The sequence below is a fragment of the Nocardia sp. NPDC051756 genome (assembly GCF_040681495.1).
Classification (GTDB): domain Bacteria; phylum Actinomycetota; class Actinomycetes; order Mycobacteriales; family Mycobacteriaceae; genus Nocardia.
Genome location: NZ_JBFAYV010000010.1, coordinates 174,801 through 195,729 on the forward strand (window position 1 = coordinate 174,801; position 20,929 = coordinate 195,729).

The following is a 20,929-nucleotide window of genomic DNA, read 5'->3' on the forward strand; positions in this document are numbered from 1 at the left end:
CTATCCGCTGGTGACGACCGGCCTGCGCAGCGAGCCTTCGATATTCGAACGCACTCGCTGCGCGGTCCGGCGCAACCGGCCGCCCTTGAGCCCGGCCTCCAGCTCGAGGCGCAGCCGTCCGTTGTGCAGTGCGGTGCGCAAACCCTCTGCCGCGCCGGTGATTTCGGAGACGGCGAGGGTCGCGCCGTTCTGGAACTTGCGCTCCGAGGCGGTCTCCGGCGCGTCGTCGGCGGTGGCGATCAGGAAGCGGTCGGGGACCGCGAGCTTGTGGATGGTGCGCATGGTGAGCAGGTACTGCCGCAGCAGGGTTCCGCTGGTGTAGGGCAGGTCGTACTTGTCGCACAGGGCGCGCACCCGGACGGCGATCTCGGCGTAGCGGTTGCTCGGCAGATCCGGGAACAGGTGGTGTTCGATCTGGTAGCAGAGGTTTCCGCTGGCGAAGGCGAGGGTCGGGCCCGCGTCGAAGTTCGCGGTGCCGAGCATCTGGCGCAGGTACCACTCGGACTTCGTCTCGTCCTCGAGCGCGGCGGGGGTGAACTTCTCCGCGCCGTCGGGGAAGTGGCCGCAGAAGATGACCACGTAGGTCCAGGCGTTGCGCACGACGTTGGCGGTGAGGTTCGCGGTCAGGGCGCGGCGCCAGCGCTTTCCGCTCAGCGCGGGGAACAGCACGTAGTCCTTGATCGCCTGGCGGGAGATCTTCTTCAGGAAAGCCTTTGTCACCGCGGTCTTTTCGGCCTTCGACTCGGACCGGTCGCGGTCCGCGTAGAGGCCGTGCAGGCCGATGCCCCACTCGAAGGTGGTGGCCAGCAACAGGTTTTGCAGTGGTTGCAGCAGATGGCTCCGGTTCCACTCCTGGTCCCTGGTCACCCGCATCACGCCGAAGCCGATGTCGTCGTCCATGTCGATGACATTGGTGTAGACGTGGTGGCGGAAGTTGTGCGAGTACCGCCACTGGGAAGACAGCCCGACCATGTCCCATTCCCAGGTGCTGGAGTGGATCTCCGGGTCGTTCATCCAATCCCATTGGCCGTGCGAGACGTTGTGCCCGATCTCCATGTTCTCGACGCACTTCGCCGCGGCCAGCGCCGCCGTGCCGAGCAACCAGGTCGCCTTGTTCCGATTCACCGCGATCAGCAGCCGGGCCGCGATGTCGAGCGCGCGCTGGAATCGAATGGTGCGCCGGATATAGGCGGCGTCGCGCCCGCCGAGCGACTCGCTGACGTCGCGATGGATCGCGTCGAGCTCGCTGCCGAGCGCCTCGATGTCTTCCTTGCTCAGGTGCGTGTACACGGCAATGTCGGTGATAGCCATTGGTCCTCTTCGGATGGATCGGCTGCGCAGGCGCAGGAAAGCCCGGTCAGGCCGCCGACGCGTGTCGTGATCGGCGTTGCTCAGGTGAACCGAGCTCGATGATCGGCCGAAGAAATGGCCGACGATGATTCTTGCCTCGACGGTACCAGCGCCGCGGACACCGCCACGGCAACAGCAGGCGGACGCCAGTACAACGGGACATGACCGCGCCGGATACGCGCGCCGGAACCCGGCGACATCCCCTTGCCACGCCGATCGTTCGCGGTTCCGCGAGCCGAAGGGGTTGAATAGAGGGGATTGGCTATTCGCGGCCGATCGGAGGAGGCTCGACGAATGAGTCAGGAAAGCGGGCAAGGGTCCGGGCTGTTCAGCCATGACACCATTCCCATTCAGGTGTATACGCCTGCCGAGAGCAGTGACGTACATCATCAGCCGGTATTCAGTAGAGCCGAAGATGGCTCCGGGTCTGCTGTCGGGGAGGTCAATCCGCCGCACGCCTGACGCCGGACATGACCCGAGCCCCCGCATCTCTCGACGAGATGCGGGGGCTCGAGTCGTTTCCGGGGGTCCCTCGAACGGTTAAGTGAATCAGCCATAGCGTAATGCAGGTCACTGACCAGCGTCTTTGTCGATTGCTCTTCCAGGTGTGAGCCGCATGATGTTCAATAAGTGAATATCCGCTAGTCACCGTTGATGGGAACGACATGAGCAGACGCGCCGTCGTCGCCGGTGTGGGAATGATTCCGTTCACCACGCCGAGCCGGAGCCAGACCTATGACGTCATGGGCACGAGAGCGGCGCGGGCCGCGCTCCTCGATGCCGACGTCGACTACGCCCAGATCCAGCAGGCCTACGCCGGCTACGTCTATGGCGATTCGACCTGCGGGCAGGCGGTGATCTACGGGCTCGGGCAGACCGGCATCCCGGTGATCAACGTCAACAACAACTGCTCGACCGGATCGTCGGCCCTGTTCCTCGCCCGCCAGGCGGTGGAATCCGGTGCCGCCGAAGCGGTTCTCGCCGTCGGCTTCGAGCAGATGCAGCGCGGCGCGCTGGCCCGCGGTTACGCCGACCGGCCGAGTCCGTTCGCGCGCTTCGACGAGGTGATGGACGAGATCCAGGAGCGCGACGAATCCCCGTTCGCGGCACAGATGTTCGGCGGGGCCGGGCGGCAGTACGCGGAAAAGTACGGCACGGCGCCGGAGACCTTCGCCAAGATCTCGGTGAAGTCGCGCAGGCATGCGGCCAACAATCCGTTCGCGGTGTTCAAGGATCCGGTCACGGTCGCCGAAGTGCTTGCCTCCCCGCATATCTACGGCCCGCTCACCCGGCTGCAATGCTGCCCGCCCACCTGTGGCGCGGCCGCGGCGGTCATCGTCAGCGAGGACTTCGCCAGGGCCAACGGGATCGACCCGTCGATCGTGATCCGGGCGCAGGCGATGACCACCGACTTCCCGTCCACCTTCGCCGAGAAGGACATGACGAAGATCGTCGGCTACGACATGTCCAAGGCTGCGGCCCAACAGGTTTACGACGCCGCCGGCGTCTCGCCCGAGGACATCCGGGTGGTCGAGCTGCACGACTGCTTCACCGCCAACGAACTGCTCACCTACGAGGCGCTCGGGCTCACCCCGGAGGGCACGGCGGAGAAATTCGTCAACGACGGCGACAACACCTACGGCGGCCGGGTTGTCACGAATCCGTCCGGCGGGCTGCTGTCCAAGGGGCATCCGCTCGGCGCGACCGGGCTCGCGCAGTGCGCCGAATTGGTCTGGCAGCTGCGCGGGCAGGCGGAGGGACGTCAGGTCGCCGACGACCTGAAGCTCGCGTTGCAGCACAACATCGGGCTCGGCGGCGCGGCCGTGGTGACCCTGTACGAGAAGGTGAACTGATCGAATGCCCTTGGACCAGAGCGTAATCGGCACACCGTTGCCGCCGAGCACCCTGACCGTGGAGGCCGGACGGCTGCGTTTCTTCGCCCAGGCGATCGGCGAGCGGAACCCGATCTTCACCGACCTCGACGCGGCGAAGGCCGCCGGGTACGCGAATCTTCCAGTGCCGCCGACGTTTTTGTTCGGCATCGAGCTGGACAACCCCGATTCGTTCAGCTGGCTGGCCGACCTCGGCATCGACCTGCGCCGGGTGCTGCACGGCGAGCAGTCGTTCACCTATCACGCCACCGCGGTGGCGGGTGACGTGCTCACCTCGACGCCGACCATCGGCAACGTCTACACCAAGAAGGGCGGCGCGCTGGAGTTCATCGAGAAGACCTCCACCGTCACCCGCGCCGACGGCACCCTGGTCGCCGAGCTGAAATCCGTGATCGTCGTGCGCAACCCGGAGGCAGCGAAATGACCGACCTCGCCACCGTCGACCTCGGCACGGAATTGGCGCCGCTGCGGGTGCGGCCGATCTCCCGGACCACGTTGGCGTTGTTCGCCGGTGCGTCCGGCGATCACAACCCGATCCACATCGACCTGGATGTGGCGAAGTCCGCCGGGCTGCCCGACGTCTTCGCGCACGGCATGCTGTCGATGGCCTACCTCGGCCGGCTGCTCACCGATTGGGTTGACCCGCAGTCGATCCGCAGCTATCGGGTGCGCTTCGCGGCCATCACGCCGGTGCACGCCGAGCCCACCGCGACCGGCAAGGTCGTCTCGATCGACACCGTGGACGGCGAACGCCGGGCCACCCTCGAACTCGCCGTCACCCTCGCCGACGGCACCGTCACACTCACCGGCGACGCCGTCGTCGCGCTCTGAAAGGATTTGCAGCACATGGGAACTCTGGATGGCAAGGTCGCTATCGTCTCCGGCTCGGGCCGCGGCATCGGCCGCGAGATCGTGCTGAAGCTGGCGAGTGAGGGCGCGAAGGTCGTGGTGAACGATCTGGACGCCGAACCGGCCAAGGCGACGATCGCCGCCGTCGAAGCCGCGGGCGGACAGGCGGTTTCGTGTGTCGGCAGTGTCACCGAGGAGGGCTTCGCCGAGCGCTTCGTGCAGACCGCCGTCGACGAGTTCGGCGGGCTGGACATCATCGTCAACAACGCCGGTTACACCTGGGACTCGGTCATCCAGAAGATGACCGACGAGCAGTGGGATGCCATTCTCGACGTGCACCTCAAGGCGCCGTTCCGGATCCTGCGGGCCGCGCAGCCGGTGATCGCGGCGGCGGTCAAGCAGGCCAAGGCGGCCGGCGAGCCGGTGCCGTGCCGCAAGGTGGTCAACATCTCCTCGATGGCGGGCACCGGAGGCAATGCGGGACAGGCGAATTACTCCTCCGGCAAGGCGGGCGTGCTCGGCCTGACCAAGGCGCTGGCCAAGGAGTGGGGCCGCTACAACGTCACCGTGAACGCGGTCGCGTTCGGCCTGATCAAGACCCGGCTCACCGAGGCGCCCGCGGGCACCGGCGGCACGATCGACGTGCAGGGCAAGGAGATCAAGGTCGGGGTGAACCCGAACCTGCTGGCCGCGATGGAGCAGATGATCCCGCTCGGCCGCGGCGGCACGCCGGCCGAGGCCGCCGGCGCGGTGTATCTGCTGTGCCTGCCCGAGTCCGACTACGTCAGCGCGCAGACTCTCGTCTGTGGCGGCGGCTTCAACATCTAGGACCGAGGGACCGCCATGTACCTGACCCAATCCCTGCACCGCAATCTGCAACAGAATCCGGATCGCCCGCTGACGATCTACGGCGACCGGGTGCGCACCATCGCCGAATCCGCCGATCGCATAGCGCGTTTCGCCGGCGCGCTGGTCGCGCTCGGGGTCCGGCCGGGTGATCGGGTCGGCATGCTGGCGCTGAATTCCGATCGCTACTACGAATATCTGTACGCGGTGCCGTGGATCGGGGCGGCGGTCAACCCGGTGAACATTCGCTGGAGTCCGGCGGAGATCGGGTACTCGCTGCGCGAATCCGACACCAGGGTGCTGCTCGTCGACGACGCGTTCGCCGCCATGATTCCGGTACTGCGGCAAGAGTTTCCGGAGTTGACCTCGGTGATCTTCTGCGGTGACGGCGAACCGCCGGCCGACGTGCTGCACTACGAGACGCTGGTCGCCGAGCACGAGCCGGTCGAGGACACCAGGACCGGCGGCGACACCCTGGCCGGCGTCTTCTACACCGGCGGCACCACCGGGCGTCCCAAAGGCGTGATGCTCAGCCACGACAACATGATCCTCTCCGCGCTGGGCAGCACGGCGGGCGGCGAATTCGTCAGCCTCGGCGGCACCGTGCTGCACGCGGCGCCGATGTTCCATCTCGCGGATATCGCCATGATGACCGCGGGCAACCTGGTCAACTGCACCCACGTCATCGTGCCGATGTTCACGCCCGCGGGCGTGCTGCGCGCGATCAGCGAGCACGGTGTCACCAATGTGCTGTTGGTGCCCACCATGATTCAAATGCTGGTCGACGATCCGGCGGTGGTGGATTTCGATCTCGGGACCGTCGAGACGGTGACCTACGGCGCCTCGCCGATCGCCGAGGCGGTTCTCGGGCGGGCCCGAAAGGCTTTTCCCACAGCGGGATTCACGCAGGCGTACGGCATGACCGAGCTGGCGCCGGTGGCCACGCTGCTCTCGCCGTCCGATCACGACAACCCGGCGCTGCGGCGTTCGGCCGGCCGCGCCACGCCGCACGTCGAGGTCCGCATCGTCGACCCGGACGACAACGAGGTGCCGCGCGGCGAGGTCGGCGAGGTCGTCGTCCGCGGCGACAACGTCATGCTCGGCTACTGGAATCGGCCGGAGGACACCGCCGTTGCCGTGCGCGGCGGCTGGATGCACACCGGCGACGGCGGCCGGATGGACGAGAACGGCTACGTCTTCATCGTCGACCGGATCAAGGACATGATCATCACCGGCGGGGAGAACGTGTACTCCGCCGAGGTGGAGAACGCCCTCGCGGCGCACGCCGCGGTGGCGTCGTGCGCGGTGATCGGCGTGCCGGACGACGAATGGGGCGAGCGGGTGCACGCCGTCGTGGTGTTGCTGCCCGGCGCGCAAGCCACCGAGGCGGAGCTGCGCGCGCACTGCAAAGAGCTGATCGCCGGATACAAGGCCCCGCGCACGGTGGAGTTCACCGACGCGTTGCCGATCTCCGGCGCCGGTAAGATCCTCAAGCGCGAACTGCGCAAGAAATACTGGGATCCCAGCGACAGTCAAGTTTCCTGAGGGGCGACATCGAATGGTGAACGGGCCGGACCTGGTCCGTCCGGCCCGTGGCACCAGGCCGGCGAACCGGCGTGCACTGATCGTCGCGGCGGCCACGGAGTTGTTCTGCCGCAACGGATACGGGAACGTGGGCATGGGCGAGGTCGCCGAGGCGGTCGCCATCGGCCCGTCCGCGCTGTACCGGCATTTCCGCGGCAAGCAGAGCCTGCTGGCGACGGTGGTCGAGGAGGCGCTGACCGTGTTCGCCGCCGCGGTCGAATCGGCCGCGCGCGAACCCGACGACCTCGCGCGCACACTGGCCGCGACCGTGCTGGCCGGCCGCGATGTCGGGGTGCTGTGGCGGCGCGAAGCCCGGCACCTGTCCGACGAGGATCGGGCCGCGTTCCGCATCCAGGCCAGGCAGATCGGCGCCCGCCTGGCCGAGATCATCGCCGCGCGCCGTCCCGAACTGGATCCGGCGGCGGCCGACCTGCTGTCCTGGGCCGCGTTGGCGGTCGCGAACAGCGTTTCGTTCCAAAGCCTTTCGCTGCCCGAGCCCGAATTCACCACGCTGCTCAGCGAATTGATCGCCGCGGTGCTCGCCGCGCCGAAACCGACGCTGGGCGAGCGGCGGAATCGGCGCGTCCCGCAGGCGCCCCTCGCCGCGCGTTCACGGCGCGAGGCGATCCTCACCGAGGCGACCACCCTCTTCGCCGAACGCGGCTTCGTCAGCGTCAGCATGGACGAAATCGGCGCCGCCGTAGGCATTGCCGGGCCGAGCCTCTACAACCACTTCCCCGGGAAGGTGGACATCCTGATGGCGGCCATCGTCCGCGGTGACGAATGGCTGCGCATCGACCTGAACCGCGCGCTCGCGCAGGCCACCGACCCGCGGGACGGACTCGAACGGCTGCTCGCGGGTTACGGCGCGTTCGTGTTCGAGAATCCGCACCTCATGCAGACGCTCGTCTCGGAGGCGCGGCACCTGCCCGACGCGGACCATCACCGAGCGAAGGCGGCGCAACGCGCCTACATCGCCGAATGGGTGCACCTGCTGCGCAAGCTGCATCCCGATTGGGACCCGATCCCGGCTCGCATGCGAGTCCAAGCCGCCCAATCGATGCTGAGCCATCTCGCGCTGACCTCGCACCTGCGCGCGTTCCCCGACCTCGTGTCCGCGTCGGCGGCGATCGGCGCCGAGGTGCTCGGCCTGTCCGGATTACGCGGCGGCAGTGGATAACAGCGCCAGCGGGCGCACCGCGACGGCCTCGACGCCGCGCGGGCGCAGTTCGCCGATGAACGTGACCGGCTGACCCGGGGTGAGTGTCTTGAAACCGGGGGAGTCGATGCAGGAGTATTCGACGAAGACGCCGTCCGGGTAACCCTCGGATTCCAGGAACCCGAAGCCCTTCGCGGTGTCGAACCAGCGAACGGTGCCTTGCACCCAGGCCTCGCCCTCGCTCATGACATCGCCTCGAGCGCCGCCGGGAACTCGCCGGTTCCGGGTTCCATCACCTGCTGCCACCAGGCGGCCAGTGGGCTCGGATCGGGCCACACGACGGCGGGGCCGGAGCGGGCGGTGGTGTTGGTTGCTGCTTGCTGGGACGGTCTGATCTTGTCTGGACGGACCACGACGGACGATCTCCTCAGGGTCGAAACCTAGCGCGGGCACCCCGCGCAACTCGGGTGCCCGCAACGGCGTTATCGAAACTGTAAGCAGCCGAACGAGTATTCGTCCTGACTTCCCGGTCCGTCCGGTACAACGTCACACTTCGTTGCGCCTCGCTTCAGCCCGCCCAGGGGCCGATGCCGCCGACCTTGTCGATGCGGATGCGGGTCAGCAGTCCTGGCGGCGCGTCGGCCGGCGGGAAGCCCGCGTCCGGGCTGGCCAGGGTTTTGGCCAGTTCGGTGAGGAGTTCCGGAGCGCCGCCCTCGACGATCCGGGCGGTGCCGGTGACCGAGAGGTACGGGCGCATGACCTCGCCGCGCTCGGCGGACAGGATCGTCACCGCGACCCGGCCGTCCCGGCGGACATTGCGCACCTTCTTGTATTCGCCCAGGTGGGCGGTGACGAGCTCGTCGCCGTCCGGGCCCGATTGCAGCGCCACCCACACCACGCTCACCTGCGGGCTGCCGTCCGGGTTGATCGTGACCAGCGTGGCGTCCGCACCGGCGCCGATCAGCGCGCGAGCATCGTCGTCGAGTTTCATGCCTTGTACTAACACCGGGTCCGGGCTTTCATTCCCCGGTCCACGCACCCGCGAGGCGTGTCGGCCCGCTGTACTAACGTCGCTGGTATGCGGCTTCACGTGGGCTGTGCGATGTGGACGCACGCGGCATGGCAGGAATGGCAACCGGCCTCGGGAGATCGGCTGGCGGCCTATGCCGAACGGTGCAATGCCGTCGAGGGCAACACCACCTTCTACGCGATACCGGCGCGGCGCACGGTCGAGTCGTGGGCCGCGCAGACCGCGACGGACTTCCGGTTCGTGGTGAAGCTGCACAAATCGATCACCCACGAACGCAGGCTGACCGGCGTCGACGACGAGATGCACGCGTTCCTGTCCGCGATCGAGCCGCTCGGCCCGCGCACGCACGCGCTGTGGGTGCAGTTGCCCGGTTCGTTCGGGCCGAACGATCTCGACGCGCTCGCGCTGTTCCTGCGGCGGCTGCCGCCGTACTACCGCTCGGCGGTCGAGGTCCGCCATCCCGCGTTCTTCGAGAACGAGCAGGCTGCCCGGCAGCTGGAGAGCGTGCTGGGCCGGGTCGGCGCCGAATGGATACCCTTCGACACCACAACGCTTTTCGACGGTCTCCCGGTCACCGCCGCCGAGCAGGAGGCGTATTCGAAGAAGCCGCGCCTGCCGCGCCGGACGCGCGCGCTGACCGAGTACCCGATCGTCCGGTACCACGGCCGCGACTCGACCGAGCGCACCGTCGAAGGCTGGCAGCCGTGGATCGGCACGGTGGCGGACTGGCTGCGCGACGGACGCTCGCCCACCGTCTTCATCCACACCCCGGACAACGCGCAAGGCGTGACGCTCGCGCGCCGCTTCCACGCCGAGGTGGCGGCCCAGGTGCCCGAACTGGTCCCGCTGCCCGAACCCGCGCCTATCGAACCGATGACCCTCTTCTGACCGCCGAGGCGCCGTAGGCGACCGCGAGAATCACTGCGCAGCCGATGATTTGGAGCGGCGCGGGGCGCTCGCCGAGGATCAGCGCGCCCAGCAGCAGTGAACCGACCGGCGTCAGCAGGAGCAGTCCGGCGCCGACCGCGCTCGGCACCAGCGGCGAATACCGGGCGACGAGCAGCCAGCCGATCGCCCCGTTGGTGAGCGCGGTGAGCGCGATCCAGCCGAGTGCCGGGCCGTCGATGTGCAGCGTCGACGGGAACCCCTGGATCAGCGCCCAGGCGAGCGCGGCCACGGCGGGGACGGCGATCGAGACGGCGTAGGTCTGTAGGTTGCGTCCCTGTCTTCCGCTGCGCCGCAACAGAAACAGGAAGCCGGAGTAGCAGATACCGGCCACGATGGCATGTGCCGCGCCCGCCATCGGTGCGGGACCGGTGCTGCCCTGCTGGAGAATTCCGCTGGCCGCGGCGAGGCCGAAGATCATGATCGGCAGCGCGAAAAGCACACGTCTACTTGGTCTTTCGCGATCGATCAGGAAGGCGATCAGCGGTACGACCACCACCTGAACGTTCACCAGCACGGTGGTGAGCCCCGCGCCGGCTTCGAGAATCGCCGCGCCCCACCAGAACATGTCGGCGGCGAAGAACGCGCCGCACAGCAGCGCGAAACCCCATTCGCGCGCGTCCATGCGGCCGTTGCGGCGGCTCTCCGACCAGGCGAACACCGCGAGCACCGGCAACACCAGCGCACAGCGATAGAAGGTCGACACCTCGGTCGGCGCGCCCGCCAACGCGATGAACACGCCCGACGTCGAAACCATCAGCGCGCCAACGGCAATGGCGATCGTCGCGCCGGTACGGTCCGGCGCGACGATCCGATGGACGGGTGCCTCCGTCCGCTGCCCGGTCATCCCACGACTGTGGCACGGTCGGCCAGGGATCGCGACGGATTATCGAGCGGCCTACCGGCTGCCGATGGGCTGTTGCAGCAGCCCGGCCAGCAGCGTGCCCGCTCCTTGCAGCCAGATCGGCCAGCTCGCCGGATCCAGTGCCATCGACCCCTCGTCGTGGATGGAGCAGCCCGGCTCGGCGGGGACGCCGTCGAATCGGTCCTTCATCCACAGCAGCACCCGGGCGATGCTGTCGATCTCCAGCGTGATGTGCTCGCTGAAATGGTCGCGGGTGTAATGCACTCGCGCGTTCGGATCGCGGCAGTACTCGTCGACCAGTGTGTTCACCGGGCCGACCGGAGCGATCCAGTCGGGGTTCGAATTGAAGATGAACATCGGCATCTTCGGCACCGAATGACCCATCCGCAGCGCGTCGAACACCTTGCTGGGCACGGGATCGTCGAGCGCGTTGGGGGAGTCGTACATGCCGTCGGTCAGGTTCATGAACGGCAGCAGCGCGGCCGAGTACAGGCACAGCGAGTTCTTGATCGGCGCCAATGTCTTGCCGATCGGTTTCATGTGCTGCGCGTTGTACGCGGCCAACTCCGGATACTCCTGCGCGACGCCGAGCAGCCCGGAGAAGATCAGTCCGGAACCGAGATTGCCGCTGGCCATCCGATACATCGCCTTGATATCGGCGGGGACGCCACCCTCGGACGCGCCGACGATATTCAGCTCCGGCGCGTAGGCCGCGGCCAGTTCCGCGGTGTGCCCGGTGGTGATCGCGCCGCCGGAGTACCCGGCCAGGCCCACCTTGGTCTGTGGGTTCAGCCCCATCGGCTCGAAGTTCTCCGCCGCCCGGATGCCGTCGAGGGTGATCCGCGCGCCGAGCGGGCCGGCGGCGAAGGCCGAGTTCGGGCCCTCGTGGTCGGGCATCGCCACCGCCCAGCCCGCGCCGAGCGCGGTCAGCGGCAGCACGAATTCGAACGGGATGTCGAACTGGCCGGTGATATTGCCCGGCACCGAAGCCTGTTGCAGCACATAGGATGCCGCGCAGTACTGCGCGTTGGAGTCCTGCGGGAACTGATACGACAGCAGCGGGCGGGGCGCGCCCGCGTTGTCGCCGCGCGGCTTCATCAGCGTGGTGACGGCGGCGATCGGTTCGTTCCTGGTGTTGGTGGAGCGGAACGACAGCTGCCAGGAGTCGATGTTGAACGGGATGACCGAGTAGAACGCCAGATGCACCTCGCGGGCCGCAATGATTTCGCCGGGCTGCTTCGAGGCGACCAGGTCCGCGGGTGGTGCATAGAATCCCGGATCGAGTTCCGGCGGCGCCGGCGGAATCGGGAACGGCAGCGGCGGCTGCACCGGAACCTGCTGCGCCACCGGGTTGTGGGCCGGTGTCGCAATTGCCGGTATTCCGGCAGCTACCTGAATGGAAGTCGCGATCAGGGCGATGAAAGCCGCAGCGCGGAATCGCCCGTGCTTTCCGGGTACGACGGTATTCATTGAGCTTCTTTCGCTGGTGAGAGGTGCTTGTGAGATCCAGGAAATGGATCTGTCGGGCGCAGAAAGTATTCCGGCCACGACCGCGTGCTTGCGTACGGCACGCCGCGCTTGACCCACCAGAATGTCTGTAAGGCTAAGTAACAGCAAATGCTAGAACTGAATGCGGGACCAGAGGCAAAATACTAATTTCTGCACGCCTCGACTGTGCAAATTGCACAAGCTCCTTCCTGAATCACGCCCTGTACCAGGGATTGCTCGCGGGTCCGAGCTTGTGCTCGGTCACAACTCGCGGTCGCCGCATTGGTGGCTGAGCCAAGCGCCGCGGGCCCCGCCTCTGCCAGGCTGAGTGCAGCGTTATCCCGGATTTCGGTGATGCCACTCCCGAGGAGCCTCTCTTGTCCACGCTCGCCAGCGATCGCACCCTCGACCCTCCTGCCCGATGATGCTCTCCACGATCATCCGGACGATCGTCGTGAACGGCGTACCGATCGGCTACACCGACACGGGCGATCCGAACGGCCGATCCGACAGTCCCGTCATCGTTTTCGCGCACAGCCTGCTGTTCGGCAGCTGGATGTTCCGTGCGCAGATCGAGGTGCTGCGCGAGCACTACCGCTGCATCGGCATCGACTGGCGCGGCCAGGGCGGCACCCAGCCGACCAGGGACGGCTACGACATGGACACGCTGACCACCGACGCGGTCGGGCTGATCCGCGCGCTGCGCCTCGCGCCGGTGCACTGGGTCGGCATCGGCATGGGCGGCTTCGTCGGACAACGCGTCGCCGCCCGGCACGGTGAACTGGTCCGCTCACTCACCCTGCTGTCCACCAGCGCCGGCTCGCAGGATCGGAGCAAGGTCGGTAGATACACCCGGTTGACTTGGGCCGTAAGACTTTTCGGCGTCGATATGGTGCGCGGCAAGGTGGCGAAACTGCTGTTCGGGCCCGCGTTCCTGGCCGATCCGGCCGCCGCGGACACCATCGCCGAATGGGCCGAGCGGCTCGATCGGATCGACAGCGCGGGCACCCGCAAGGCGATCCGCGGCGCGATCGGCCGCACGCCCGCCGACCCGGAGATCACCGCCATCACCGCGCCGACCCTGGTCGCGGTCGGCGTCGACGACGCGGTCACCCCGATCGCGGACGCGTGGCGGCTCACCGAGCTGATTCCCAAGGCGCGCTTCGAGGTGATCGAGAAGGCCGGCCACTGTTGCGTGCTCGAGCAACCGGGCGTCGTCACCGCGCTGGTGCAGAGCTTCCTGGCGGATATCGACTGATGCCCGACCACTCAGGCGATGGCCCGATCCGGCTGCGGGGTAAGGATTTTGTCGCCGTAGGTCTGCGCGCAGCGCAACGCCAATTCGATATAGGTCGCGCGTTCCTCGATGGAATGGCCGAGCAATTCCTCGGATTGGTTGATGCGATAGCGAACCGTGTTGGGGTGCACGTTCAATTGTTGCGCGGTGGCGGGGGCATTGCGTCCGCTGGCCAGATAGGCGAGCAGAGTTTCGCGCAATCGGGCGGTGGTCTCGTCGGCACTCGTCAATGCGCCCAATTCCCTTGCCGCCATGACCCGCATCGCCTCGACACTGCCGTCGCCGGTGGTGAGACAGACCAATTCGACGTCGGCATAACGGATCACCGTTGCGGCATGGTCGGTTTCGATGGCCACGCGTTGTGCGGCGATGGCCTCGCGATGACTCTGCCGGAACCCGGCGATATCCGGCGCGGACGAACCGATGGCGGCGTGCAGGCCCGGTTGACCGACCGCGGGCAGCGCTGCGAGATCCGGCACGTTCGATGTGGCGATCCACGCCCACATGCCGCGCACGCCGGAGGAGAGCATGAGCGGGCGCGGCGCGTCCAGCAGCGCGGCGATGTCGTTGCCGAACTTTTCCAGCGTGCGCACCGGGTCCGGGGTAGCGGACGTGTCGTCGGCCCACAGCACGATCGCGGTCTGGTAGCGGCGCAGCGAATGGCCGAGCTGGGCCTCGGCGTGGTCGATGTCGATCGCGTCGCCGCGCAGCAGCGAGCCGGCCAGCCCGAACCGCCGCGCCAATGCACCGCGCTGCCACTGCTCGCGCTCGTCGGTGTAGACCGCGACCGACGCCTCCACACAGGTGTCGGTCCATTCGAGCACCCGATCCCAGAACAGCAGCAGCACCGCGCTGCGCAGCTGGTCGTCCTCGATCGCCTTGTTCAGGAAATCGGTGATGAACTGCCAGAGCATGGCCTGCCCGACCCGGTAGGTCCGCATCACCACGTCGATGCCGAAGCCGCGCCGGGCGACCGTGCGGGAGAGCGCGAGCACCTCCGCGGGCGGATGCACCTCGAACACCTCCCGGCTCACCATGGCGAGGAAGCTGCGCCAGTGCGAACGGGTCGCCGCGTGCAGCATCTCGGCGAGTTCGGCGTCGCCCGGCAGTTGCGCGTTGACCTCGTTGATCTTGCCGTCGACCAGGTCGACCAGCTGCTGGGTCTGCTCGTCGTTGCGAGCCTGTGCCCCGAACTGGACGAGCCAGTCGAGGGCTTCCTGATCCAAGGCAGTCATAGACCACATTCTGCTGCCCGGGCCTGCCGGGCGCGGCGCATTCGTCCTATCGGCGCCACGAGATGTCAAGTACCGCCGCCCAGTTCGGGGTGTAGCGGAGTAACCGGTCGCGATTACCGACTGGTCGGGATCCATCGTTGAATTTCCCTGTCTGAAAAGTTCGCGACGCACACTGCGGGAATGCGGCTCGACGCATGCCGGATGGGTAATCTGAGTACGTTCCGCCGACAGACGGAACGGTAATTCAATGAGTCCGATCGGCACTGACCCAACTCCTGGAGGGCCGTAATGAACGGATCGCGAAACCTATGGGCCGGTTTGTTTATCGGACTCGTGGGCATAACCCGGTCATGAAACCGGAGGACGCCGCGCGCCGCCTGTTGGAGGACATTTTGGCGCGGTATACGTCGTTGGAAGAATTCCTCGGCCTACTACGTGTCGACCCCCTTGTCGATACGACGGAACTGCCCCCGATATCGGCTTACCTCTGGACCATTCCGACGATCACCTGAGGGCGGTGGATCAGCGACGGTCGATCGAACGTGGTCGGCGGGACTCGATGTCGTGCGCGAGATCGGTCCATTTGATGGCTAGTGCGGCGAGCCGGGACCAGGCCGCGTGCACCCGTTGTTCCGGCACGTTCTCGGCGTTCATCAACAAATGATCGGCGAGGATCTGCGCGGCGGCCATGCGATCGACGGTGCCGCCGAGCGACTCGGGCGGGCGCTCCTTGCTGCGCCGGGGCGGCACCTGCTTGGCCACCCAGTCGTCGATCACGGCCACGACTTCGGCACGGCGGCAGTCGATTTCGACCAGGCGCTCCGGCTGGGCGCGGCGGGTGTGGTGCAGCTGCGCCAGGGCCCGGGCCAGTTGGATGACGAGGTGGTCGCCGGGGCGGTCGCCGGTCTGCAAGCGGAGTGCGGCGGACAGTTCGTGCCAGTCCGGCAGGAGCGGGCGCCGGGCACCGCCTTCGATCGACATGGCCCGCGCCCTGGGTCCGTCGGCGGTCTGCACGGTCACGTGAGGTGGTCGGCGCGAGCCGGTGCGGGCCGCTGGCAAATGCGACCGGCTCGTGCCTCACTACGGCGGCTCGGTGTCATGGCTCGCGCGCGCGATCGCGCGTCCCCCATCTCTCGGTTGTCCAGCTGCGTGGGCAAGGTAGGCCTTCCCTGGCGACGGTCGAGGTGCATCCGGCCCCGGCGACCAGCCATATTCCTCTGGGTGGACCGGTCGTTCTGCGCGTACCCGAGATAAGGGAGCGAAGCGCCCGGAACCGGATGCATCTTCAAGTTTCGGGCATCGGATGGTCCTCCGGAAGCCGAATTCAGGTCATTCCGCGCGTTGTTTGGCCTCTTTGGTTATGCCTCCGCAATCCATGACGTGACGTCCGAGGTTGCTAAGGTAAGTTGATAAACTAGACTGATTAGGTAAGCTCAGGATATGACCGACGATCTGGATGCGTCCGACGTTGCCTCCGCCCTGCTGGTCGGAGTCGGCGCGCTGGTTCGCCGGTTGCGACATCTACAGCTGGAGGACGCGCTCACGATGCCCGAGCGCACCGCGTTGGCCCGGCTCGATCGGGAAGGACCCGCGACCTCGGCGGAGTTGGCGCGCAAGGAACAGATCACCCCGCAGGCCATGGGAGCGACGCTGAGCGCATTGCAGGCTCGCGGCCTGGTCGAGCGGCACTCGGATCCGGCGGACCGTCGACGCGTCGTTCTCGCGCTGACCCCCGCGGGCTCCCGGGTGCTGACCGAAAAACGCAGTGCCAAAACCGAGTTGATGGCCCGCGTGCTTGCCGAGGAATTCACGGCCGCGCAGCTGAAACAGCTGGCCGCGGCCGCGCCGCTGATCGAGCGGCTCGCGCACGACATCTGATCCGCAACGTTCGATAGGTGCATTTCTGATGATCGATCTCCACCAGCAGCGCACCGAAGCGTCCACCCCCGACGGCTACAAGTGGGCCGCGCTGACCAATACCACTGCCGCCGTGTTCATGTCGGCCTTGGACGGTTCGATCGTGTTGATCGCGCTGCCGGCCATCTTTCGCGGCATTCATCTGGATCCGTTGGCGCCGGGCAACATTGCCTATCTGCTGTGGATGATCATGGGATACCGGCTGGTGCAGGCCGTGCTGACGGTGACCGTCGGGCGGCTCGGCGACATGTACGGCCGGGTGCGGATCTACAACGCCGGGTTCGCGGTGTTCACCGTCGCGTCGATCCTGCTGTCGGTCGATCCGCTCGACGGCGGGCACGCGGCGATGTGGTTGATCGGCTGGCGGGTGTTGCAGGCCATCGGCGGATCGATGCTGACGGCGAACTCGGCCGCCATTCTCACCGATGCGTTTCCGGAGCGGCAGCGCGGATTCGCGTTGGGTATCAACCAGGTTGCCGCGCTGGCCGGGATGTTCATCGGGCTGGTCGCCGGCGGGCTGCTGGTCGCGTGGGACTGGCGGGCGGTGTTCTGGGTGAACGTGCCGATCGGGATCTTCTTCACCGTGTGGGCCTATCGCACGTTGCGGGAGACCAGCCGGGCCGTCGGCGGGCGCATAGATTGGTGGGGGAACATCACTTTCGCCGTCGGGTTGAGTGCGCTGCTGGTGGCGGCGACCTTCGGCTTGCAACCGCACGGCGGGCACACGATGGGGTGGACCAGTCCGGCGGTGATCGGGCTGGGCGCGGCCGGGCTCGGACTGCTCACGGCGTTCGTCGTGATCGAAAAGCGGGTCGGCGCACCGATGATCGAGCTGAGCCTGTTCCGGGTGCGCGCTTTCACCGCGGGCAATCTCGCGAGTCTGGCCATCGCCATCGGCCGGGGCGGGCTGCAATTCATTCTGATCATCTGGCTGCAAGGCATTTGGCTGCCGCTGCACGGTTACGACTATGCTGACACTCCGTTGTGGGCGGGCATTTTCATGCTGCCGTTGACCGCCGGGTTCCTCGCCGCCGGTCCGGTCTGCGGGTATCTGTCGGATCGGTTCGGCTCGCGGGGACTGGCCAGCAGTGGTGCGTGGCTGTTCGGGGCCAGCTTCATCGGGTTGCTGCTGTTGCCGATCAACTTCAGCTACTGGGCCTTTGCGGTGCTGATCGCGATCAACGGGATCGCCAGCGGCATGTTCGCGTCGCCCAATTCCTCGGCGATCATGGGGAGCGTGCCCGCGGATAAGCGTGGCGTCGCGTCGGGGGTGCGTTCGACCTTCCAGAACACCGGTACCGCAGTGTCGATCGCGGTGTTCTTCGCCCTGATGATCACCGGACTGGCCAGCAGTCTGCCCAGCACGCTCACCAACGGGCTACAGCAGCAAGGTGTTCCGGCGTCGGTCGCCGCGCAGAGTGCCGAGTTGCCGCCGGTCGCCACACTGTTCGCCGCTCAGCTCGGCGTCAATCCGATCCAGCACATGCTCGAACCGAGCGGCGTGCTGCCGACCCTCACCACCGCGCGGCAACAGACGTTGACCGGGCGAGAGTTCTTCCCGCAGTTGATCTCCGGGCCGTTCCACACCGGTCTGGTCATCGTGTTCGCGTTCGGTGCGATCCTTGCCGCATTGGCGGCGATCGCTGTGCTGCGCGGCACTCGAACCGAATCCACACCGTCCGAGCGGGACTCGGATCCGCGCGTTTCCCTGACAACCGACTAGGAGCAGCACCCATGGCACTCAGCACCCTCGACGCCCGCACCGCGCTCGTCCTCATCGATCTCCAGAAAGGCATCACCGCGATTCCCGGGTCGCCGTACCCGATGTCCGAGATCATCGATCGCGCAGTCGAACTCGCGGACGCGTTCCGTGCGCACCGGTTGCCTGTCATCCTGGTGCGGGTCAGCGGAGCTCCCGACGGTTCGGACTTCGCGGCCGGCCGCAGCGATGCCCCGCGCCGTTCGGGCCAGCGTCCGGAAGGTTGGGATGTGATCGTGGACGAATTGACCGGCCACCCCGGAGATCTCATCGTCACCAAGCGCAACGTGGGCGCGTTCTACGGCACCGATCTCGAACTGCACCTGCGCCGCCGTGGCATCTCCCAGATCGTCCTGGGTGGCGTGGCAACCAGCATGGGCGTCGAATCCACTGCCCGTGCCGCCCACGATCACGGGTACCACGTCACGTTCGCCACCGACGCCATGACCGACATGGACGGGAGCATCCACGAGCACAGCGTCACCCGAGTCCTCCCGCGCTTCGGTGAAACCGGCACCACCGCCGAAATTCTCGAGCTGTTGGAGAAGACTCGCTAGCCGCGAGATCCGCTGCCTATCCGCATCGTCGGCCGCACCGAATACCTGAGGTCCCGACCAACCGGTTGGGACCTCGGTCGTACCGGCCATGAATTGGAAAGGGCTGCTTATGATCCGCAAGACTACGGCACTCGTCGCGCTGAGCCTGTTCGTCGCCACCACGTCGATTGCCCTGGCCACGGGCACGGCTTCGGCCGTCCCGGCAAGCATCTCGGGGGGCGGTAGCCAGCAGCAGATGGCGTCGGGTCAGGCGTCCGACGTGGACAAGCCTGCCGCAACGGAACCGGCCAACGGGGTGAGTGAAGGCAAGACCGACGAAGGTAAAGGCGGTAAAGGCAAGGACGGCAAGGGGAAAGGCAAGGGAGGTAAGGGCAAGGGCGGAGCCGGCAAAGGCAAGGCTGCGGCCGACCTTCGCTGACTCCGCCCAGCGGTCCTACTGCCCGACTTGCTCGCGCCGTTGAGTGCGCAGCAGGAAGCGCTGAACCTTGCCGCTCGGGGTCTTGGGCAGTTCGCCGACGTAGTGCACCGAGCGGGGGTAGGCGTGCGCGGCGAAGCCGGTCTTGACCTGTTGTTGTAGTGCGGCGGTGAGGTTTTCGGAGGGCGTGGCTCCCGCGCGGAGCACGATGAACGCTTCGACGACCTCACCGCGCAGCTCATCGGGGACGCCGACCACGGCCGCCTCGGCGACATCGGGATGGGCGAGCAGCACGCTTTCCACATCGAAGGGCCCGATTCTATAGCCCGCCATGATGATCACATCGTCGTCGCGGGAGGAGAAGTAGACGCGGCCGGATTCGTCGCGGGTGGCGGCGTCGCCGGTGAGGAACCATTTGTGGTCGGCGGTGAAGCGAGCGGCCGTCTTCTCCGGGGCGTTGTGGTAGCCGCGGAAGGAGAACAGGGGACTGTTCCGGTCGACGCCGAGTCGGCCGAGGGTGCCGGGCGGTGCCGGTTCGTCGGAGTCGTCACGCAGGACCTCGACGGTCCAGCCGGGGAGGGCGTGGCCCATCGAGCCGGGTTCGATGTGCTGTTCGAGGTCCGGATGCCAGGCGTTGCCGACGACCATGCCGAGTTCGGTCTGGCCGAAATGGTCGCGGATCGGCACGCCGAAAACCGTTTCGCCCCAGGGGATCAGGTCCGGGGTGAGCGGTTCGCCCGCACTGGAGGCGCGCCGCACGACCAGTCCGTCCGGGGTGGAGGTGGTGCGCATCGCGCGGAAGACGGTGGGCGCCGCGGCGTAGTTCGTCACGCCGAATTTCGCCAGCACCTGCCACGCCAGCTTCGGGTCGAAGCCGGAGTGCAGCAGGATGCTGCGCTGTCCCTTCGCGAGTGGACCGATGATCGCGAAATACAGGCCGTACGCCCAGCCGGGGTCGGCCACGCACCACCAGACGTCGTCGGGTGTCAGACCGCAAGCGAATTCGAGGTAGGACGTGCTGTGCGCAAGGCATTCGGCCGCGTGCGGAACACCTTTCGGGGCGCCGGTGGTGCCGGAGGTGAAGACCATGATGAATTCGCCTGCCCCGCCGACGATCACGGGCTCGGGCCGGGTGGCCGGTTCGGCGGCGAGCAGGTCGGCCAAGGCGGTGTCGCCCGCGCGGGCGCCCGGGCCCGCGGTGACGATCCGCCACGGCGCGTCGGCGGGCAGGTCTGGCGACGGATCCAGCTTGGCGCGCTGCTCGGTGTCGGTGATGACCACTTTCGCGGCGCTGCCGCGCAGTCGTAGCGCGATGGCCGCCGGCGCGAACGCGGTGAACAGCGGCACGTGCACCGCGCCGAGTCGCCAGATCGCCAGCAGCGACACCACCAGGTCGACCGACTTGCCCATCAGCACGCCGACTCGATCCCCCTGCGCGACACCGAGTTCGGTGAGCCCGGCGGCGACGCGCTCGGACATCTCGCGCAGTGCGCCGTAGGTCAGGTCGACGCTCGACAGGTCGGGTTCGACGATGGTGAACGCGACCGCATCGGCCGGATGGTCGTCGCACAGCGCCGCGGCCACGCACAGATCCTCGGTGCCATAGCGGGCGACCAGCTCGGCGATGCGCGCTTCCGGTGTTTGCTGTGTCGACGTCATATCGGCTCCTCCTCGAACCCGGCGCGCCGGTGTTCTCCCGGCGACTCGCACTGTGCCGAAGTATTGCATGAGCATTATGTAA

At 67.2% G+C, this 20,929-nt stretch carries 21 protein-coding genes; 12 read left to right on the forward strand and 9 right to left on the reverse strand.

Annotated elements, in window-relative coordinates; translation table 11 throughout:
* Window positions 1-1,311: an acyl-CoA desaturase gene (locus AB0M22_RS37255; RefSeq protein ID WP_364736959.1), complete on the reverse strand. Its 1,311-nt coding sequence runs from the start codon at window positions 1,309-1,311 to the stop codon at window positions 1-3.
* A gap of 704 nt (window positions 1,312-2,015) precedes the next feature.
* Here AB0M22_RS37255 and AB0M22_RS37260 point away from each other — a divergent pair.
* The 6 genes from AB0M22_RS37260 to AB0M22_RS37285 are packed head-to-tail and all read left to right on the forward strand — an operon-like array spanning window position 2,016 to window position 7,701.
* Window positions 2,016-3,203, forward strand: a complete 1,188-nt coding sequence (locus tag AB0M22_RS37260; protein ID WP_364736961.1) for a lipid-transfer protein — start codon at window positions 2,016-2,018, stop codon at window positions 3,201-3,203.
* 4 nt (window positions 3,204-3,207) lie between these two features.
* Entirely contained in the window at window positions 3,208-3,666 is a 459-nt protein-coding gene (locus AB0M22_RS37265; RefSeq protein WP_364736963.1) for a MaoC family dehydratase N-terminal domain-containing protein, read from the forward strand.
* Window positions 3,663-4,073 carry a MaoC/PaaZ C-terminal domain-containing protein gene (locus AB0M22_RS37270; protein ID WP_364736965.1) on the forward strand — a complete coding sequence of 137 codons (411 nt, stop codon included), beginning with the start codon at window positions 3,663-3,665 and terminating at the stop codon, window positions 4,071-4,073. The genes AB0M22_RS37265 and AB0M22_RS37270 overlap by 4 nt, the downstream gene beginning before the upstream one ends.
* 15 nt (window positions 4,074-4,088) lie before the next feature.
* Window positions 4,089-4,919 (forward strand): SDR family oxidoreductase, encoded by an 831-nt coding sequence (locus tag AB0M22_RS37275; RefSeq protein ID WP_364736967.1) that lies wholly within the window; start codon window positions 4,089-4,091, stop codon window positions 4,917-4,919.
* A gap of 15 nt (window positions 4,920-4,934) precedes the next feature.
* Window positions 4,935-6,482 carry a long-chain-fatty-acid--CoA ligase gene (locus AB0M22_RS37280; RefSeq protein WP_364736969.1) on the forward strand — a complete coding sequence of 516 codons (1,548 nt, stop codon included), beginning with the start codon at window positions 4,935-4,937 and terminating at the stop codon, window positions 6,480-6,482.
* Window positions 6,483-6,495: 13 nt separating this feature from the next.
* The gene (locus AB0M22_RS37285) at window positions 6,496-7,701 is read left to right on the forward strand and encodes a TetR/AcrR family transcriptional regulator (protein ID WP_364736972.1); all 1,206 of its coding nucleotides are present in this window, start codon (window positions 6,496-6,498) and stop codon (window positions 7,699-7,701) included.
* Here AB0M22_RS37285 and AB0M22_RS37290 read toward each other — a convergent pair.
* The 3 genes from AB0M22_RS37290 to AB0M22_RS37300 all read right to left on the reverse strand — a co-directional run bounded on the left by AB0M22_RS37290 (window position 7,681) and on the right by AB0M22_RS37300 (window position 8,671).
* On the reverse strand, window positions 7,681-7,926 hold the full coding sequence (locus AB0M22_RS37290; RefSeq protein WP_364736974.1) for a cold shock domain-containing protein: 246 nt from the start codon (window positions 7,924-7,926) through the stop codon (window positions 7,681-7,683). The two genes, AB0M22_RS37285 and AB0M22_RS37290, sit on opposite strands and share 21 nt — an antisense overlap.
* Window positions 7,923-8,093: a hypothetical protein gene (locus AB0M22_RS37295; RefSeq protein ID WP_364736975.1), complete on the reverse strand. Its 171-nt coding sequence runs from the start codon at window positions 8,091-8,093 to the stop codon at window positions 7,923-7,925. The genes AB0M22_RS37290 and AB0M22_RS37295 overlap by 4 nt, the downstream gene beginning before the upstream one ends.
* A 155-nt stretch (window positions 8,094-8,248) precedes the next feature.
* A complete protein-coding gene (locus AB0M22_RS37300) occupies window positions 8,249-8,671 on the reverse strand; it encodes a PPOX class F420-dependent oxidoreductase (RefSeq protein ID WP_364736976.1) in 423 nt (140 codons plus the stop codon).
* Between the two features lie 87 nt (window positions 8,672-8,758).
* Here AB0M22_RS37300 and AB0M22_RS37305 point away from each other — a divergent pair, with 87 nt between their 5' ends.
* Window positions 8,759-9,598, forward strand: coding sequence for a DUF72 domain-containing protein (locus tag AB0M22_RS37305; RefSeq protein WP_364736978.1), 840 nt, complete (start codon window positions 8,759-8,761; stop codon window positions 9,596-9,598).
* On the opposite strand, the gene AB0M22_RS37310 is transcribed toward AB0M22_RS37305, so the two are convergent.
* Both AB0M22_RS37310 and AB0M22_RS37315 read right to left on the reverse strand, forming a co-directional pair.
* Window positions 9,573-10,502, reverse strand: a complete 930-nt coding sequence (locus AB0M22_RS37310) for a DMT family transporter (RefSeq protein ID WP_364736980.1) — start codon at window positions 10,500-10,502, stop codon at window positions 9,573-9,575. The two genes, AB0M22_RS37305 and AB0M22_RS37310, sit on opposite strands and share 26 nt — an antisense overlap.
* A 51-nt stretch (window positions 10,503-10,553) precedes the next feature.
* A complete protein-coding gene (locus AB0M22_RS37315) occupies window positions 10,554-11,990 on the reverse strand; it encodes a lipase family protein (protein WP_364736982.1) in 1,437 nt (478 codons plus the stop codon).
* A gap of 439 nt (window positions 11,991-12,429) precedes the next feature.
* Here AB0M22_RS37315 and AB0M22_RS37320 point away from each other — a divergent pair, with 439 nt between their 5' ends.
* Complete coding sequence (locus AB0M22_RS37320) at window positions 12,430-13,266, forward strand: alpha/beta fold hydrolase (RefSeq protein WP_364736984.1); 837 nt, start codon at window positions 12,430-12,432, stop codon at window positions 13,264-13,266.
* Window positions 13,267-13,277: 11 nt separating this feature from the next.
* On the opposite strand, the gene AB0M22_RS37325 is transcribed toward AB0M22_RS37320, so the two are convergent.
* Together AB0M22_RS37325 and AB0M22_RS37330 are read right to left on the reverse strand one after the other, a co-directional pair.
* Complete coding sequence (locus AB0M22_RS37325; RefSeq protein WP_364736986.1) at window positions 13,278-14,540, reverse strand: helix-turn-helix domain-containing protein; 1,263 nt, start codon at window positions 14,538-14,540, stop codon at window positions 13,278-13,280.
* A 522-nt stretch (window positions 14,541-15,062) separates the two neighbouring features.
* Window positions 15,063-15,521 carry a DUF4254 domain-containing protein gene (locus AB0M22_RS37330; protein WP_364736988.1) on the reverse strand — a complete coding sequence of 153 codons (459 nt, stop codon included), beginning with the start codon at window positions 15,519-15,521 and terminating at the stop codon, window positions 15,063-15,065.
* Between the two features lie 459 nt (window positions 15,522-15,980).
* Between AB0M22_RS37330 and AB0M22_RS37335 the strand changes: the two genes are divergently transcribed.
* The 4 genes from AB0M22_RS37335 (at window position 15,981) to AB0M22_RS37350 (ending at window position 19,191) form a co-directional block, all read left to right on the forward strand.
* Entirely contained in the window at window positions 15,981-16,418 is a 438-nt protein-coding gene (locus AB0M22_RS37335) for a MarR family transcriptional regulator (protein ID WP_364736990.1), read from the forward strand.
* 28 nt (window positions 16,419-16,446) lie between these two features.
* Complete coding sequence (locus AB0M22_RS37340) at window positions 16,447-18,180, forward strand: MFS transporter (protein WP_364736992.1); 1,734 nt, start codon at window positions 16,447-16,449, stop codon at window positions 18,178-18,180.
* A gap of 11 nt (window positions 18,181-18,191) precedes the next feature.
* Window positions 18,192-18,773: an isochorismatase family protein gene (locus AB0M22_RS37345; protein ID WP_364736994.1), complete on the forward strand. Its 582-nt coding sequence runs from the start codon at window positions 18,192-18,194 to the stop codon at window positions 18,771-18,773.
* Window positions 18,774-18,882: 109 nt separating this feature from the next.
* The gene (locus tag AB0M22_RS37350) at window positions 18,883-19,191 is read left to right on the forward strand and encodes a hypothetical protein (RefSeq protein WP_364736996.1); all 309 of its coding nucleotides are present in this window, start codon (window positions 18,883-18,885) and stop codon (window positions 19,189-19,191) included.
* A 15-nt stretch (window positions 19,192-19,206) separates the two neighbouring features.
* Here the strand turns inward: AB0M22_RS37350 and AB0M22_RS37355 are convergent, their stop codons facing one another.
* Window positions 19,207-20,847: an AMP-binding protein gene (locus AB0M22_RS37355; RefSeq protein ID WP_364736998.1), complete on the reverse strand. Its 1,641-nt coding sequence runs from the start codon at window positions 20,845-20,847 to the stop codon at window positions 19,207-19,209.
* Window positions 20,848-20,929 lie beyond the last annotated feature (82 nt).